Source organism: Streptomyces sp., assembly GCF_035563135.1.
Taxonomy (GTDB): domain Bacteria; phylum Actinomycetota; class Actinomycetes; order Streptomycetales; family Streptomycetaceae; genus Streptomyces.
The window spans coordinates 1-15273 of the sequence record NZ_DATMVN010000509.1 but is presented as its reverse complement, the minus strand read 5'-3'; the positions used below and the strand labels follow the sequence as shown (position 1 = coordinate 15273).

Genomic DNA, 15273 nt, shown 5'->3' with positions numbered 1-15273 from the left:
CCTGTCGGCCGGGGACAATGAGGTGGGGTTTCGATGAACGCGCCGTACGACGGTGACCGCGGCCAGGGCGCGGGCGGAGCTGGGTCTTCCAGCGGTCCGCCGGTGCCGCCGGGTGCCGGCCAGAACGGGGAGGCACCCGACCCTTACCTGCAGCACGCGTACGACCACGATCCGTACCGCGCCCAGGACCTCGCCGCGCAGGACCCGGTGGCCGAGGCGCTCTACGACCGCGCCTCACATCCCCCGCCGCCTCCAGGGACCTATCAGGAGCCTCAGGCCCTCTACCAGCAGCCTCCCGCCGCCCAGTACGCTCCCGACCCCCGCCTCTGGGCCCAGACGCCGCCCCCGGAGCCCTCAGGCCCCTCGCGGCACCTTCCCTACGGCGACGACGCCGCGACCACCCAGTACGTGGGGGTGGACGATCTGGTCACCCAGGCTTCCGACGGTCGCGGGGAGCAGGACGCCTTCGCTCACCTCTTCCGCGACCAGGAGGGTTCGGCCCGTCCTCCCGGTCCTCCCACCGAGCCCGAAGCGGCTCCGGCGCCCGCCCCGTCGAAGTCCGGCAGCCGGGCCGCCGGGATACTGAAGTCCAGCGCCCTGATGGCAGCGGGCACCTTGGTGTCCCGGCTCACCGGCTTCGTCCGCAGCCTCGTGATCACCGCGGCGCTGGGTGCGGCGATGCTCGGCGACAGCTTCACCATCGCGTACACCCTGCCGACGATGATCTACATCCTCACGGTGGGCGGCGGGTTGAACTCGGTCTTCGTCCCTCAGCTCGTCCGGTCCATGAAGGACGACGAGGACGGGGGAGAGGCATACGCCAACCGGCTGCTGACACTCGTCATGGTCGCGCTCGGCCTGATCGTCGCCCTGGCGGTCCTGGTCGCACCGCTGCTCATCCGCATGATGTCACTGCCGATCGCGAACGAACCGGCAGCCAACAACGTCGCTGTGACGTTCGCGCGCTACTGCCTGCCGACCATCTTCTTCATGGGCATCCATGTGGTGATGGGCCAGATTCTGAACGCCCGGGGAAAGTTCGGCGCGATGATGTGGACCCCGGTCCTCAACAACATCGTCATGATCTTCACGTTCGGTCTGTTCATCTGGGTCTACGGCACCTCGGCCGAATCCCGGATGGGCGTGGAGACGATCCCGCCCGAGGGCGTCCGCCTCCTCGGCATCGGCACCCTGCTCGGCCTGGTGGTCCAGGCCCTGGCCATGATCCCGTATCTCCGCGAGGCAGGATTCCGCTTCCGTCCGCGCTTCGACTGGAAGGGCCACGGGCTCGGAAAAACGATCAAGCTCGCCAAGTGGACGGTCCTGTTCGTCCTCGCCAACCAGGCCGGCGTACTGGTCGTCACCCAGCTGGCCACCTCCGCCGGCAAGCTCGCGGACAAGGACGGCTCAGGCTTCCTCGCCTACTCCAACGCCCAGCTGATCTGGGGCATGCCTCAGGCCATCATCACCGTCTCGGTCATGGCGGCCCTGTTGCCCCGCATCTCCCGCGCCGCCCATGACAACGACCCCGGGGCCGTCCGCGACGACATCTCGCAAGGCCTGCGCAACTCGGCGGTGGCCATCGTGCCCGTCGCCTTCACCTTCCTGGCGCTCGGCCTGCCGATGTGCACCCTGCTCTACGCCTCCAGCGGCACCGAAGCAGCACGGTCCATGGGCTTCATCCTGATGGCGTTCGGCCTCGGCCTCATCCCGTACTCCGTGCAGTACGTCGTGCTGCGCGGCTTCTACGCGTACGAGGACACCCGCACTCCCTTCTACAACACGGTCATCGTCGCAGTGGTCAATGCCGCGGCCTCCGCGCTCTGCTACGTGATTCTTCCGGCCCAGTGGGCAGTCGTAGGAATGGCTGCCTCCTACGGGCTCGCCTACGCGGTCGGAGTCGGCATCGCCTGGCGCCGCCTGAGCAACCGGCTCGGCGGTGACCTCGACGGCGCCCGTGTGGTGCGCACCTACGCCCGTCTCTGCCTGGCCGCGATCCCCGCGGCAGCAGTCGGTGGCGGTGTGGGCTTCGCTCTTCTGACAGCCCTCGGTGACGGAGCCGGCGGCTCGGTGGTGGCACTGGTCTGCGGCAGCGTCGTCCTGCTGGGCATCTTCTTCGTCGCTGCGAAGAAGATGCGTATCGAGGAGCTCAACGGCATGGTCGGCATGGTCCGGGGACGGCTCGGCCGCTGAATGAGCTGCGAGCCGCACAACCATCGCTGGACACCGTGTGTCGTGCATAGCGCCGGAGTGTGGGCACAATTGGCGTGACTGTGCAGAGCTGGCTGGCATCGCGCAACGGATGGGGAGGCAGGAACGACGGTGGCGGAACGTAGCACGGCTGCTGTCGACGTGGCCGACAACAGCGGCGACGAGCCGCTGACCGCCAAGGCGGACGCGGCCACGACCGACGGGACGGCACAAACCCAGGGCGAAGAGGACGCAAGCTCGCAGGACGATGCGAGCGCGCGTGTCAGCTCCGACGGCGCACCGGCGTCGCCCGACCTGCACAGCGGTCACAAACTGGCCAGACGCTATCGCCTCGAGGAATGCGTCACCCGGCTGGACGGGTTCAGCAGCTGGCGTGCGGTCGATGAGAAACTGCGGCGCGCGGTGGGTGTGCATCTGCTGCCCGCCGATCACCCGCGTGCCCGCTCGGTGCTGGCCGCGGCCCGCTCCTCCGCGCTGCTCGGTGACCCGCGCTTCGTCCAGGTCCTGGACGCCGTGGAGGAGGACGACCTCGTCTACGTCGTTCACGAATGGCTCCCTGACGCCACCGAGCTCACAGCGTTGCTGGCCGCCGGCCCCCTGGAAGCCCACGACGCGTACCAGCTCGTGAGCCAGGTCTCCCAGGCCATGGCCGCCGCACACCGCGAAGGACTCGCGCATCTGCGTCTCACGCCCGGCGCCGTACTGCGCAGTTCGACCGGCCAGTACCGGATCCGTGGCCTGGCGGTGAACGCCGCTCTGCGCGGAATCACCGCCGAACAGCCTCTGCGCACGGACACCGAGGCCATCGGCGCACTCCTCTATGCCGCCCTGACCCGCCGTTGGCCGTACGAGAGCGACGCCTACGGTCTCTCCGGGCTCCCCAAGGACGTGGGCCTGATCCCCCCGGATCAGGTGCGGGCCGGCGTCCACCGAGGTCTGTCCGAACTCGCCATGCGCGCGCTTGCCAACGACGGCGCCACCGCATCGCGGCAGGAACAGCCGTGCACCACCCCGGACGAGCTGGCGAAGGCCGTAGCGTCCATGCCTCGCGTCCTCCCCCCGGAACCCGTCTTCACCGCCCCGCCCGAATACCAGCGCACGACCTATCAGCAGGGCACCTACGGGCGTCCCTCGGCGCGGCCCAACGCCGTCACCCAGCCGGTGATCGCCGCTCCGCCACCCCCTCTCCAGAGCCGCACAGGCAAGGCACTCAAGTGGGCGGTGTCCGCCCTGCTCATCGCGGCTCTGGGTCTCGGAAGCTGGCAGCTGGCGGAAACCGTTCTCGACCGGGGCAACGACTCCGGGGAGCCGACCCCCACACAGACCGCCGAGGACGGCAGCGTCGACAAGAAAGCAGGCGGAGCCAGTAAGCCCGTCGGCATCGTCGACGCCCGGGACTACGACCCTCAGGGCACGGACGGCTCGGAAAAGCCCGCAGTGATAAGCAACGCCTACGACGGTGACCCCAGCTCGTACTGGAACACCGATGGCTATTACACCGCAGCTTTCGGCAACCTCAAGAAAGGCGTGGGCATCGTCCTCGACCTGGGCGAGGTCCAGGAGGTGGGCAATGTCGACGTCTCCTTCCTCGGCGGCGCCACCTCGGCGGAACTGAGGACAACCGACAGCGCGTCCATTCCACAGGAACCCGACGGTTTTACCACGGTCGCGCAGGGCTCCGGGACAAACGTCTCCCTCAAGCCCGACAAGGCGGTACAGGCGCGGTACGTTCTGGTCTGGCTGACCAACCTGCCGCTGAGCAACGACGACGGCAGGTACCGGGGCAAGGTCTCGAACATCGAGATCACCAGCTGACGGGACCAAGGGGGAGGGGCACACCGTTGGACGACGCCGGATTCGCCGACATCAGCGATCAGGACCTCCTGGCCCAGCACGTCGCAGGTGATCCGGACGCCTTCGGTGAGCTCGTACGACGGCACCGTGACCGCCTCTGGGCCGTGGCCCTGCGTACGCTCGGCGACCGCGAGGAGGCCGCCGACGCCGTGCAGGACGCCCTGGTTTCCGCATTCCGCGCGGCCCATACCTTCCGTGGCCGGTCCGCCGTCACCACATGGCTGCACAGGATCACTGTCAACGCCTGCCTCGACCGTGCCCGCAAGGCGGCCTCGCGCAAGACCGCACCGGTCGATGACGCCGAGCGGCTCGATCAGCTCATGGAGCCTCACGAGTCCGCCGAGGCCCCCGCTGAACGGCAGGACCTGCACCGAGAACTTCTTGCCGCACTGGCCACCCTGCCCGCCGAACAGCGCGCCGCACTCGTCCTGGTGGATATGCAGGCCTACCCCGTCGCCGAAGCTGCCCGCATTCTCGACGTACCGACCGGCACCGTGAAGAGCCGCTGTGCGCGAGGCCGGGCCAGACTGCTTCCCTTGCTGACCCATCTGCGCAACAACAGAGAGGACGGCAAGGACGTCGCCATGGAAAGGAACCGGACACAGAGGCCGTCCGTCCCACCGGCGTCAGAACCAAGAGATGCAGGCGACGGTGATCCTGCCGGCGTAAAGGGCGGAGGCGGACTCGCATGACATCCACAGACGACACGGCTCAGCACCCGGACGTCTCGGAGATTTCCGACCTCACCGAAGGCCTCCTCCCGCCGTCCCGCGGGGCAGCACTCCGCCACCACATCGACGCTTGCGAAGAGTGCACCGAAATTCACTCCTCCCTGGAGGAGATCCGCTCGATGCTGGGAACAGGGCTCCCTCTGCACGAGCGCATGCCCGACGACGTGGCTGACCGGATCGACGCGGCCCTGGCATCGGAAGCTGAGGCTGCCATCTCGGTGCCTGCCACCACAACACCTCCTGTTTCACGTGAAACAGGAGCAGAGAGCGCTACCGCCCCCCGGCCCGCAGGCCATCCGCGCGGCGCTACCGGCCCTGGCCGGAGGCCGGCTCGTCGGCGGCGCACGGTGATCCTCGGCACCGCTTTCGGTGCGGCGGCCGTCGGCATGAGCGTCCTCCTGCTCCAGTCTCTCCAGTCGTCCCAGGACTCGGCCGGCACCATGGCCGAGCGTGGGGTGAATGCCGCAGAAAAGAGACAAGAGGGCTTCTCGGAGAACACACTGGAAGGCCGCGTCCGCGCGCTTCTGAGCGAAACAGAGGCTTCCCGAACTCCGAGCCATGAGCCTGACAAGCCTTACCTGGACACCAAGTCGTCACCGGGGAACCTGCCCCCCGGCGACGCATCCCCCCGCGTCCCTCTGCGCACTCCGAGCGTGGACGTTCCGCCCTGCGTCCAACAGGGCACAGGGCGGAACGTCCCCGCCCTGGCCGTGGAGCAGGGCAGCTATCAGGGGGCCGCCGCCTTCCTCGTCGTACTGCCCCATGCAACCGACTCGACTCGTGTCCAGGCTTATGTCGTCGACGCGGCATGCGTGACCTCCACACCTGCGGCAAAGGGACAACTGCTGCTCACGCACTCCTACACGCGCCCCTGAGGGCCACGCCTGGAGCCGGACCGGTATTCCGGGAATGCATGCCCCGTAGGATCCGTTGGGTGGGGTGAGAGTCGTGGAACCGACCCCAGTAGGCAGTAGGCAGTCTGCAGAGACGAGGAAGAACCCGTGAGCGACGTCCGTAATGTGATCATCATCGGCTCCGGGCCGGCTGGTTACACCGCCGCCCTGTACACCGCTCGCGCGTCGCTGAAGCCGCTGGTGTTCGAGGGCGCCGTCACCGCCGGTGGTGCGCTGATGAACACCACCGACGTGGAGAACTTCCCGGGTTTCCAGGACGGAATCATGGGCCCTGAGCTCATGGACAACATGCGCGCCCAGGCTGAGCGCTTCGGCGCCGAGCTCATCCCCGACGACGTGGTCTCCGTCGACCTCACCGGCGACATCAAGACCGTCACGGACACCGCGGGCACCGTTCACCGCGCCAAGGCCGTCATCGTCACCACAGGATCTCAGCACCGCAAGCTCGGCCTGCCCAACGAGGACGCGCTCTCCGGACGAGGTGTCTCCTGGTGCGCCACCTGCGACGGGTTCTTCTTCAAGGACCAAGACATCGCCGTGGTCGGTGGTGGTGACACGGCCATGGAAGAGGCGACCTTCCTCTCCCGGTTCGCCAAGTCCGTCACGATCGTCCACCGTCGCGACTCCCTGCGCGCCTCCAAGGCCATGCAGGAGCGTGCTTTTGCCGACCCGAAGATCAAGTTTGCGTGGGACAGCGAGGTCGCCACGGTCCATGGGGACCAGAAGCTCTCCAGTCTCACCCTGCGCGACACCAAGACCGGCGAGACGTCCGAGCTTCCGGTGACGGGCCTGTTCATCGCTGTGGGCCACGACCCCCGCACGGAGCTCTTCAAGGGCCAGCTCGACCTCGATGACGAGGGTTATCTCAAGGTCGAGGCTCCTTCGACGCGCACCAACCTGAAGGGGGTCTTCGGCGCCGGCGACGTGGTCGACCACACCTATCGTCAGGCCATCACCGCAGCCGGAACCGGCTGTTCGGCAGCTCTTGATGCAGAGCGCTTCCTGGCCGCGCTCTCCGACGAGCAGCTCGCCGAGCCGGATAAGACTCCGGCAGTCTGACTGCACCCCCCGAACCCACACCCCCCGCGAAGTTAAGGAGGCCGCCGTGGCCGGCGCCCTGAAGAACGTGACCGACGACTCCTTCGACGAGGACGTCCTGAAGAACGAGAAGCCCGTGCTGGTGGACTTCTGGGCCGCCTGGTGCGGCCCGTGCCGCCAGATCGCGCCGTCGCTGGAAGCCATCGCTGCTGAGTACGGCGATGAGATCGAGATCGTCAAGCTCAACATCGACGAGAACCCGGCCACCGCGGCGAAGTACGGCGTGATGTCGATCCCTACGCTCAACGTGTATCAGGGTGGCGAGGTCGCCAAGACCATCGTCGGGGCCAAGCCGAAGGCCGCGATTCTCCGTGACCTCGAGAGCTTCGTCACCCAGAAGTAATGTCTGACTGTTTCACGTGAAACGGGCCCACCCTTCGGGGGTGGGCCCGTTTGTATGTTCTTACGCACTCAGGTCGGTCGCGGTGCTCAGAGAGGCCGCAGCGCCGGCTCTTTCTGTACGGCACCCAGCAGCCTGTCCAATGCCAGTTCGACATCTTCCTTCCAGGAGAGCGTGGTACGCAGTTCAAGCCTCAGACGCGGATGCGCGGGATGAGGTCGCACCGTCTTGAAGCCGACCGAGAGCAAATGATCCGCCGGCAGCACACACGCTGGTTCCTTCCACCGTGCATCGCCAAAAGCCTCGATCGCCTTGAACCCGCGTCGTAACAAGTCCTTGGCAACCGTCTGTACCATCACGCGGCCCAGCCCTTGTCCTTGGAAATCCGGCAGGATCAAGGCTGTCATCAGCTGCACGGCATCGGGGGACACAGGGCTGGTGGGAAAAGCCGTGGACCGGGGAACATACGCAGGCGGTGCATAGAGAACGAACCCCGCCGCGACATCATCCACGTAGACGACCCGCCCGCAGGAGCCCCACTCCAGCAGCACAGCGGAGATCCAGGACTCTTTCTCGAGTTCGGGCCTGCCTGCTTTTACCGCAGCTTCCCCGCTGACCGGATCAAGTTCCCAGAAGACACACGAGCGGCAGCGCCTGGGGAGATCCGGAAGGTTGTCCAATGTGAGCGGTACGAGCCGACGCCCCATGTAGGCAGTTCCTCACTTCCTTCGCCCGCCGCATCACGTGCGGCTGCCAGCGCACTCCGTTCCCGGAACAGGCTGCCGACGAACCCCCCGACAACACCAAGCCCCAACCCGACTGACACCAGGTGGCTGCGATTCACTGATCGCACGGCCGCCGCCTCCTCTGAGGTGGATCACGGTGATGGATACGCCATACCAGAACGCATCGTATCCACCCAGAGGTGATGGGGACACCGAGAGACGGCAAAGGGCGGGGCGAGTTCCGGAGAAGTTTCCGGAACTCGCCCCGCCCTTTGCCGTCCAGCAGCTTCAGGCCTTGTCGGCCTCGGCCTGCTCCCCTTCGATGCCCCGTTCCAGCACGCGTCCCTCACCCGGAGCAAGACTGCTGAGAATGCGGTCCAGATCCTCCATCGAGGCGAACTCGACGACGATCTTTCCCTTCTTCTGTCCGAGGTCGACCTTCACCCGCGTCTCGAACCGATCGGAGAGGCGCGAAGCGAGATCGGTCAATGCCGGTGAGACCCGGCCACCGGCCCTGGGCCCTCGAGGCTTCGCAGAACTCGTGGGCTCGGTTCCGAGGAGGCTCACGATCTCCTCGACCGCACGTACCGACAGTCCTTCGGCCACGATTCGATGCGCCAGCCGGTCCTGTTCCTCGGAGTCGTCCACTGACAACAAGGCTCGCGCATGCCCGGCCGAGAGGACTCCAGCCGCGACCCTGCGCTGCACCGGCGGAGAGAGCCGCAGCAGACGGAGAGTGTTCGACACCTGAGGCCGGGACCGTCCGATCCGATCCGCCAGCTGATCATGAGTGCACTTGAAATCCTTCAGCAGCTGGTCGTACGCCGCTGCTTCCTCCAAGGGATTCAGCTGAGCCCGGTGCAGGTTCTCCAGGAGCGCGTCGAGAAGCAGCTTCTCGTCATCGGTCGCACGGACGATGGCCGGGATACGTTCCAGTCCGGCCTCGCCACACGCCCTCCAGCGACGCTCCCCCATGATCAGTTCATAGCGGTCCTCGGCAACCTTGCGTACGACGACGGGCTGGAGGAGACCGACTTCCTTGATGGAGGTGACCAGCTCTGCCAGAGCTTCCTCGTCGAAGACCTCGCGAGGCTGCCTGGGGTTGGGAGTGAGCGAAGCAAGGGGGATCTCGGCGAAATACGCCCCGGTTGAATCCGCCTGCCCCACGGTGGGCTCCAGCTCCCCTACAGGAGAACTCGGCTCCGGCACCGTCGTGCCAGAGGGGAGCACGGCCAATTTCGCAGCGGCTACCCCGCGCTCGGCGGTCATTACGGGTGACGTACCCGCCGGGTTCCCACCGGACGCAGGACTTGTGATCTGCTTCTCTTGCGGAGCTGCGGGAATCAGCGCACCAAGTCCACGCCCCAGTCCTCTACGACGCTCGCTCACTGCATGCCCTCCGAATGACTCTGCTGGCTGTTCTGGACGCCCGTGCGGGCAGGCTCACCCGCCGCTGGGGCGTGCTGGGCCTCGTAATGCACTCCGACGCCTCTCAGCGCGATCTCACGGGCCGCTTCAAGGTAGGACAGGGACCCGCTGGAGCCCGGATCGTACGTCAATACCGTCTGCCCGTAACTCGGCGCCTCCGAGATGCGCACCGAGCGAGGAATGCTGGTCCGCAGCACTTCCTTGCCGAAGTGGCTACGCACCTCCTCCGCCACCTGTGAAGCGAGCCTGGTCCTGCCGTCGTACATGGTGAGCAGGATCGTCGATACGTGGAGGTCGGGATTCAGATGCCCTCGGACCAATTCGACGTTACGGAGAAGCTGACCGAGGCCCTCCAGTGCGTAGTACTCGCACTGAATCGGGATGAGCACCTCTGCTCCGGCCACAAGTGCGTTGACTGTCAACAGGCCGAGCGAGGGTGGGCAGTCGATAAGGATGTAGTCCAGCGGCTGGTCATACGCCTGGATCGCCCGCTGCAGTCGGCTCTCCCGCGCCACCAGCGATACCAGTTCGATCTCCGCACCGGCGAGATCGATGGTCGCCGGAGCGCAGAAGAGACCTTCGACGTCCGGAACCGGCTGAACGACCTCGGAGAGCGGCATGCTCTCCACCAGGACGTCGTAGATGGAAGGGACTTCCGCGTGATGGTCGATCCCCAGAGCCGTGGAGGCATTCCCCTGCGGGTCAAGGTCCACCACCAGAACACGCGCACCATGCAGTGCGAGCGAGGCGGCAAGATTGACCGTCGAAGTCGTCTTGCCCACACCGCCCTTCTGGTTGGCGACGACCATGACGCGTGTCCGGTCTGGACGTGGCAGTCCCTCGCCGGCGCGGCCAAGGGCCTCAACCGCCAGCTGGGCCGCACGACCAATGGGTGTGTCGTCCATCGGTGGCGGTGTTTCACGTGAAACACCATCCCCCAGGGACTCGGTACGGGGACCGGGGACCGGATCGGTCATCGGTCCCGCGATGTTGGCGTCGGACCGCAAGGATTCACTCTCCTCGACTTCAGGCTCGCAATGAACAGAGCCTGTCATGCTTTCGGGGTCATGAACCAGCGAGGCCGACTGTTCTGTGGATGAATCCGGTTCTGTGGACAACTCGGTAACCCGCACAGGCTTGCGGTCTCGCGGCGTGGCAACCGCGCGGCCGCGGTCGATGATTCCCTGAAGCAGAGAGCGACGTTTCACGTGAAACACGATGCCTCTGCGGTTGGGCAGCAGACTTCCGACACTCCGCAGGCAGTACATATCGTTGCTTGCATGGAGCATCAGCGCAAACATGCATTAAACGCACTAAAACTGAACGAACCCAATCTCTCGATCAGCCGGTGCAGACCGCGTTCATCGGCGCCGCCGTGTTCGGCCGACCCTGGCGGCCTTGGCCCGCTTTGCGGCGAACCTCACACCGCCCGGGCTCTCCCCGACCACCACACGCACCACTGTGGACGCGGGATCAACCAGTCCCTCACCCACATGCAGCACCTCGGTCTCCACCACTCCGAGCTTGCTCAGCGCGGCACGGGCTCCCTGGATCTCCTCCTCGGCCGTGCCTCCCTTGAGCGCCAGCATCTCCCCGTACGGGCGGAGCAGGGGCACTCCCCATCCGGCGAGCCGGTCGAGCGGTGCGACCGCCCGGGCCGTCACCACGTGAACGGGCTGAAGCGTCCCCAGTACCTCTTCAGCCCGGCCACGGACGACCGTCACGTGATCCAGTCCCAGGAGTTCGACGACCTCCTGAAGGAAATTCGTACGACGCAGCAGCGGTTCGAGCAGCGTGATCTTCAGGTCGGGGCGCGCCAGTGCCAGCGGGATACCAGGAAGCCCGGCCCCTGAACCCACATCGCACACAGTGACGCCCTCGGGGACCACCTCGGAGAGCACCGCGCAGTTCAGCAGATGGCGTTCCCACAGGCGCGGCACCTCGCGAGGACCGATCAGCCCTCGTTTGACGCCCGCGTCCGCGAGCAGCTCCGCGTACCTGACAGCCTCTGGAAAGAACTCACCGAATACCGCCTGCGCCTCCTGGGGCGCCTGAGGGAGCTCTGCTTCCTCCGTCACGGGGACCGTCCTTCCGTACCGCACTAGCACGCTGACTATCAGGCTGACAAAGATCGGCCCCGCCTGTGAACAGACGGGGCCGACAGTACAAGGTTCCGGTCAGGCAGGGAGAACGACGACGAAGCGCTGCGGCTCCTCGCCCTCGGACTCGCTGCGCAGACCTGCTGCCGCGACCGCGTCGTGCACGACCTTGCGCTCGAACGGTGTCATCGGCTCCAGCTTCACCGGCTCGCCCGAGCCCTTGACCTCGTCCGCGGCCTTGGCACCCAGCGCGGCGAGAACTTCACGCTTCTTGGCACGGAAGCCGGCGATGTCCAGCATCAGGCGGCTGCGGTCACCGGTTTCACGGTGGACGGCCAGGCGCGTCAGCTCCTGAAGCGCCTCCAGCACCTCACCGTCGCGTCCCACAAGCTTCTGCAGGTCACGCGCCGAGTCGCTGATGATCGAAACCGCCGCCCGGTCCGCCTCCACGTCCATGTCGATGTCACCGTCGAGGTCGGCGATGTCGAGCAGGCCTTCGAGGTAGTCAGCCGCGATCTCTCCCTCCTGTTCCAGGCGGGTCAGAGTGTCGCTGCCCTCAGCGGCCGGGGTGATGGTGCCTTCCGTCACGGATGGACTCCTTCTTACTTCTTGGACGGGTGCTTGGGCCGCTGCGGGCCCTTGCGCTGTCCGGGCTTGGCTTGGCGTGAGGAGCCGGAGGCGGCAGGCTTGCCCGCTGCCTTCGGCTTGTCGTCCTGCGGGGCGTCCTGCTTCTCCAGCGAGGTCTTGGCGTCCGGGCCGGCGGAGCCGGAGCTCTTCGCCGTGCCGGGGTGCGGGGCAGCAGTATGACGCTTCGCCTTGGGCTGGCGCTTGGGCTGCTGGCGCTTGGGCGCGGCACCGCCCTCAGCCTCGAGCACGGCTGCGTCGCTCTTCGTCACCGTTCCGTCCTCCTGGGCGGCGAGACCCATCTTGGACAGACCGGTGATGAACTTGCGCTCGATGTCGTTGCGGTCAGGACCCTTGGCGACAATCGCCTTCACGGTGTTGCGCCGTGTCCTGCCCCGCACCTGTCCATGAGAACTCACGCCCTTCAGCACACGGCTCAGGTACTGGTCCTGCGCCTTGCTGCCCGGAGTCGGGTTCTGGTTGATCACGTACATCTGCTGACCCATGGTCCAGACGTTGGTGGTCAGCCAGTACACGAGGACACCGACCGGGAAGTTGATGCCCATGACCGCGAAGATCACCGGGAAGATGTACATCAGCATCTTCTGCTGCTGCATGTACGGGGTCTTCACCGTCAGGTCGACGTTCTTCGTCATCAGCTGGCGCTGCGTGAAGAACTGCGACGCGGACATCATCACGATCATGATCGCGGTCACGACACGGACATCGGTCAGCGAGGCGCCGAGCGCCGCGACCTTCTCTTCGCTGTCCATGAACTTCGCGGCCAGCGGGGCACCGAAGATGTGGGCCTGACGGGCACTGTCCAGCAGGGGTTGGTCGATGACACCGATCGTCTTGCCCGAGGCGATGGACGACAGCACGTGATACAGGGCGAAGAAGAACGGGGACTGCGCCAGGATGGGAAGGCACGAGGAGAGCGGGTTGGTGCCCGTCTCCTTGTACAGCTTCATCATCTCTTCGGACTGACGCTGTTTGTCGTTCTTGTAGCGCTCCTGGATCGCCTTCATCTTCGGCTGGAGCACCTGCATGTTCCGGGTCGACTTGATCTGCTTGACGAAAAGCGGGATCAGGCAGATCCGGATCAGGACCACCAGGGACACGATGGACAGGCCCCAGGCCCACCCCGTGTCATCGCCGAAGAGCGCTCCGTACAGCTTGTGGAACTGGACGATGACCCACGAAACAGGTGTGGTGATAAAGCTGAACAGACTGGCAATCGTGTCCACTAATCAGGCTCCTTGAGCTTTGGGCGAGGTCTCTGTGGCCGGGCTCAGGGGTTCGGACACCGGCCCCCCGCAGGGCACATCGGCGGCGGAGTCCCCGCCCTTGCCGCCACGCGCACCGCTGCGCAGCAGTTCGTGCCAACGCGGACGTTTGCGCGGCGGTACGTGATCCACGCCGCCGGGTGACCACGGATTGCACCGAAGGATGCGCCAGGCGGTCAGCGCTGTTCCCTTGATCGCACCGTGCCGGTCGATCGCCGTATATCCATAGTGGGAACACGACGGGTAGTAACGGCAGACGGGCCCGAGGAGCGGGCTGATCGTCCACTGGTACAGCTTGATGAGAGCCAGCAGCGGATACTTCATCGCGCGCCCCCTCCCAGCAGCCGCTGAAAGGCGGCATCCAGGTCTCGGGCCAGCTGTGCATGGTCGGCGTCACCCGCTCCGGGCAGCGCTCGTACGACAACAAGGCTACCGGGGGGCAGCTGAGCAAGCCGATCGCGGACCAGATGGCGAAGCTTCCGCTTCACCGCGGTGCGAACGACCGCCCCACCCACTGCTTTGCTGACAACGAAACCCGCACGTGGCGGGGGAACACTCTCCCCTGGCACGTGCGGGTCCGTAACACCGCTGCGTAGATGCACGACGAGTAGCGGGCGTCCGGCCCGGCGTCCCCGGCGTACAGCGGCCGCGAAGTCCTCGCGCCGCCTCAGCCGATTCTCGGTAGGCAGCACGTCATGACCTGGCCGCGATCAGGCGGACAGGTTGGCGCGACCCTTGCCACGGCGGTTCGCGAGAATCGCGCGGCCGGCACGGGTACGCATGCGCAGTCGGAAGCCATGGGTCTTGGCGCGACGACGATTGTTCGGCTGGAAGGTGCGCTTGCTCACTCGGGGGCTCCAGAAATGATTCGTGTGTTGGCGGGACATCGCCTGGCTGTCACCGTGCGCCCACGAGGAACTCGCGTAAACGCCTTAGTGCACCGCTTCACAATCACAGATCGTGATCTTTGCCCATCGGAGGCAGGCGGCAGCAGCCATCGACAACTCGACCTGGTCACGGTACGCGCGGCTGCGCCATCCGGTCAAACCGGCTCCCCGCCACCCCGTGCTGTACACACCCTGTGGACAACAACTTGAACCGTGCGGGTCGGGCTGACTACCGTGGCTGAACTCCGGATTCTTTTCCTTCCTGTCTGCCGGGCCTCACCTGACCCGACCCATCCCGTCCCGAGAAGCACACATTCGTGGGACATGCGAGAGAGCGTGCCTTGTGGCTGACGTACCTGCCGATCTTGCCGCAGTGTGGCCGCGAGTGCTGGAACAACTCCTCGGGGAGGGCCAGCAGGGCATCGAGCCGAAGGACAAGCAGTGGATCGAGCGCTGCCAGCCCTTGGCACTCGTTGCTGACACCGCGCTGCTGGCCGTACCCAACGAGTGGGGCAAGCGTGTCCTGGAGGGCCGGCTCGCACCACTGATCAGCGAGACCCTCACCCATGAGTGCGGGCGGCCGATCCGGATCGCGATCACGGTCGACGATTCCGCGGGTGAGCCCCCTGCTCCGCCCGCACCTCCGATGCACCAGCCCCACCAGGGGCAGCAGTCCCACCGCTACCAGGGGCCGCAGCACGACGAGCCCTCGCGCGACGACGGGTACGACAGCTACGGCTCCAGGCCCTCCGACGACGGAATGCCGACAGCCCGCCCCGCCTACCCGGACTACCAGCAGCACCGCCCGGAGCCCGGCGCCTGGCCCCGTGCCCAGGAGGACCTCTCCTGGCAGCCCCGGCACGGCGGGTACCAGGACCGCGATCCGTACGCGAGCCCGCGCTCCCAGCAGCCCCAGCACGACTACCGGCCGCAGCCGCCCGAGCACCAGGGGTACGAGCAGCAGCGGGACAGCCGCGACCGCCACGATCTGCAGGACCAGCCGCCCCAGCACCGCCAGGGCGGCCCCGGCCCGGGGAGGGCCGGCGGCGGCCCCATGGGCCAGTCCGCGCCCCCGC

The 15273-nt window shown here is 66.5% G+C and carries 15 protein-coding genes and 1 pseudogene; 7 read left to right on the top strand and 9 right to left on the bottom strand.

The window, feature by feature from the left end:
• Positions 1–33 precede the first annotated feature (33 nt).
• From murJ to trxA, 6 genes are all read left to right on the top strand, one after another.
• Positions 34–2193: a murein biosynthesis integral membrane protein MurJ gene (gene murJ / locus VN520_RS22320; RefSeq protein WP_325748713.1), complete on the top strand. Its 2160-nt coding sequence runs from the start codon at positions 34–36 to the stop codon at positions 2191–2193.
• Positions 2194–2322: 129 nt separating this feature from the next.
• On the top strand, positions 2323–4026 hold the full coding sequence (locus tag VN520_RS22315) for a serine/threonine protein kinase (protein ID WP_325748712.1): 1704 nt from the start codon (positions 2323–2325) through the stop codon (positions 4024–4026).
• A 26-nt stretch (positions 4027–4052) separates the two neighbouring features.
• A complete protein-coding gene (gene sigM, locus VN520_RS22310; protein WP_325748711.1) occupies positions 4053–4757 on the top strand; it encodes an RNA polymerase sigma factor SigM in 705 nt (234 codons plus the stop codon).
• A 692-nt stretch (positions 4758–5449) separates the two neighbouring features.
• A complete protein-coding gene (locus VN520_RS22305) occupies positions 5450–5671 on the top strand; it encodes a hypothetical protein (protein ID WP_325748710.1) in 222 nt (73 codons plus the stop codon).
• 126 nt (positions 5672–5797) lie between these two features.
• Complete coding sequence (gene trxB / locus VN520_RS22300; protein ID WP_325748709.1) at positions 5798–6769, top strand: thioredoxin-disulfide reductase; 972 nt, start codon at positions 5798–5800, stop codon at positions 6767–6769.
• 46 nt (positions 6770–6815) lie between these two features.
• Positions 6816–7151: a thioredoxin gene (gene trxA, locus VN520_RS22295; protein ID WP_325748708.1), complete on the top strand. Its 336-nt coding sequence runs from the start codon at positions 6816–6818 to the stop codon at positions 7149–7151.
• Between the two features lie 86 nt (positions 7152–7237).
• Here the strand turns inward: trxA and VN520_RS22290 are convergent, their stop codons facing one another.
• The 9 genes from VN520_RS22290 to rpmH form a co-directional block, all read right to left on the bottom strand.
• Positions 7238–7855, bottom strand: coding sequence for a GNAT family N-acetyltransferase (locus VN520_RS22290; RefSeq protein ID WP_325748707.1), 618 nt, complete (start codon positions 7853–7855; stop codon positions 7238–7240).
• A 306-nt stretch (positions 7856–8161) separates the two neighbouring features.
• Positions 8162–9262: a ParB/RepB/Spo0J family partition protein gene (locus VN520_RS22285; RefSeq protein WP_325748706.1), complete on the bottom strand. Its 1101-nt coding sequence runs from the start codon at positions 9260–9262 to the stop codon at positions 8162–8164.
• The gene (locus VN520_RS22280) at positions 9259–10356 is read right to left on the bottom strand and encodes a ParA family protein (RefSeq protein WP_325748733.1); all 1098 of its coding nucleotides are present in this window, start codon (positions 10354–10356) and stop codon (positions 9259–9261) included. The genes VN520_RS22285 and VN520_RS22280 overlap by 4 nt, the downstream gene beginning before the upstream one ends.
• Before the next feature lie 306 nt (positions 10357–10662).
• Positions 10663–11379 carry a 16S rRNA (guanine(527)-N(7))-methyltransferase RsmG gene (gene rsmG / locus VN520_RS22275; protein WP_325748705.1) on the bottom strand — a complete coding sequence of 239 codons (717 nt, stop codon included), beginning with the start codon at positions 11377–11379 and terminating at the stop codon, positions 10663–10665.
• 99 nt (positions 11380–11478) lie between these two features.
• A complete protein-coding gene (locus VN520_RS22270; protein WP_325748704.1) occupies positions 11479–11988 on the bottom strand; it encodes a protein jag in 510 nt (169 codons plus the stop codon).
• 14 nt (positions 11989–12002) lie between these two features.
• Entirely contained in the window at positions 12003–13271 is a 1269-nt protein-coding gene (gene yidC, locus VN520_RS22265; protein ID WP_325748703.1) for a membrane protein insertase YidC, read from the bottom strand.
• Between the two features lie 3 nt (positions 13272–13274).
• Positions 13275–13634: a membrane protein insertion efficiency factor YidD gene (gene yidD, locus VN520_RS22260; RefSeq protein WP_325748702.1), complete on the bottom strand. Its 360-nt coding sequence runs from the start codon at positions 13632–13634 to the stop codon at positions 13275–13277.
• Complete coding sequence (rnpA, locus tag VN520_RS22255; protein ID WP_325748701.1) at positions 13631–14002, bottom strand: ribonuclease P protein component; 372 nt, start codon at positions 14000–14002, stop codon at positions 13631–13633. Before rnpA ends, yidD begins: the two co-directional genes overlap by 4 nt.
• A gap of 18 nt (positions 14003–14020) precedes the next feature.
• A complete protein-coding gene (gene rpmH, locus VN520_RS22250; protein ID WP_014047156.1) occupies positions 14021–14158 on the bottom strand; it encodes a 50S ribosomal protein L34 in 138 nt (45 codons plus the stop codon).
• 382 nt (positions 14159–14540) lie between these two features.
• On the opposite strand from rpmH, the pseudogene dnaA reads away from it, so the two are divergent.
• Positions 14541–15273: pseudogene (gene dnaA, locus VN520_RS22245) on the top strand (chromosomal replication initiator protein DnaA); the annotation flags it as partial.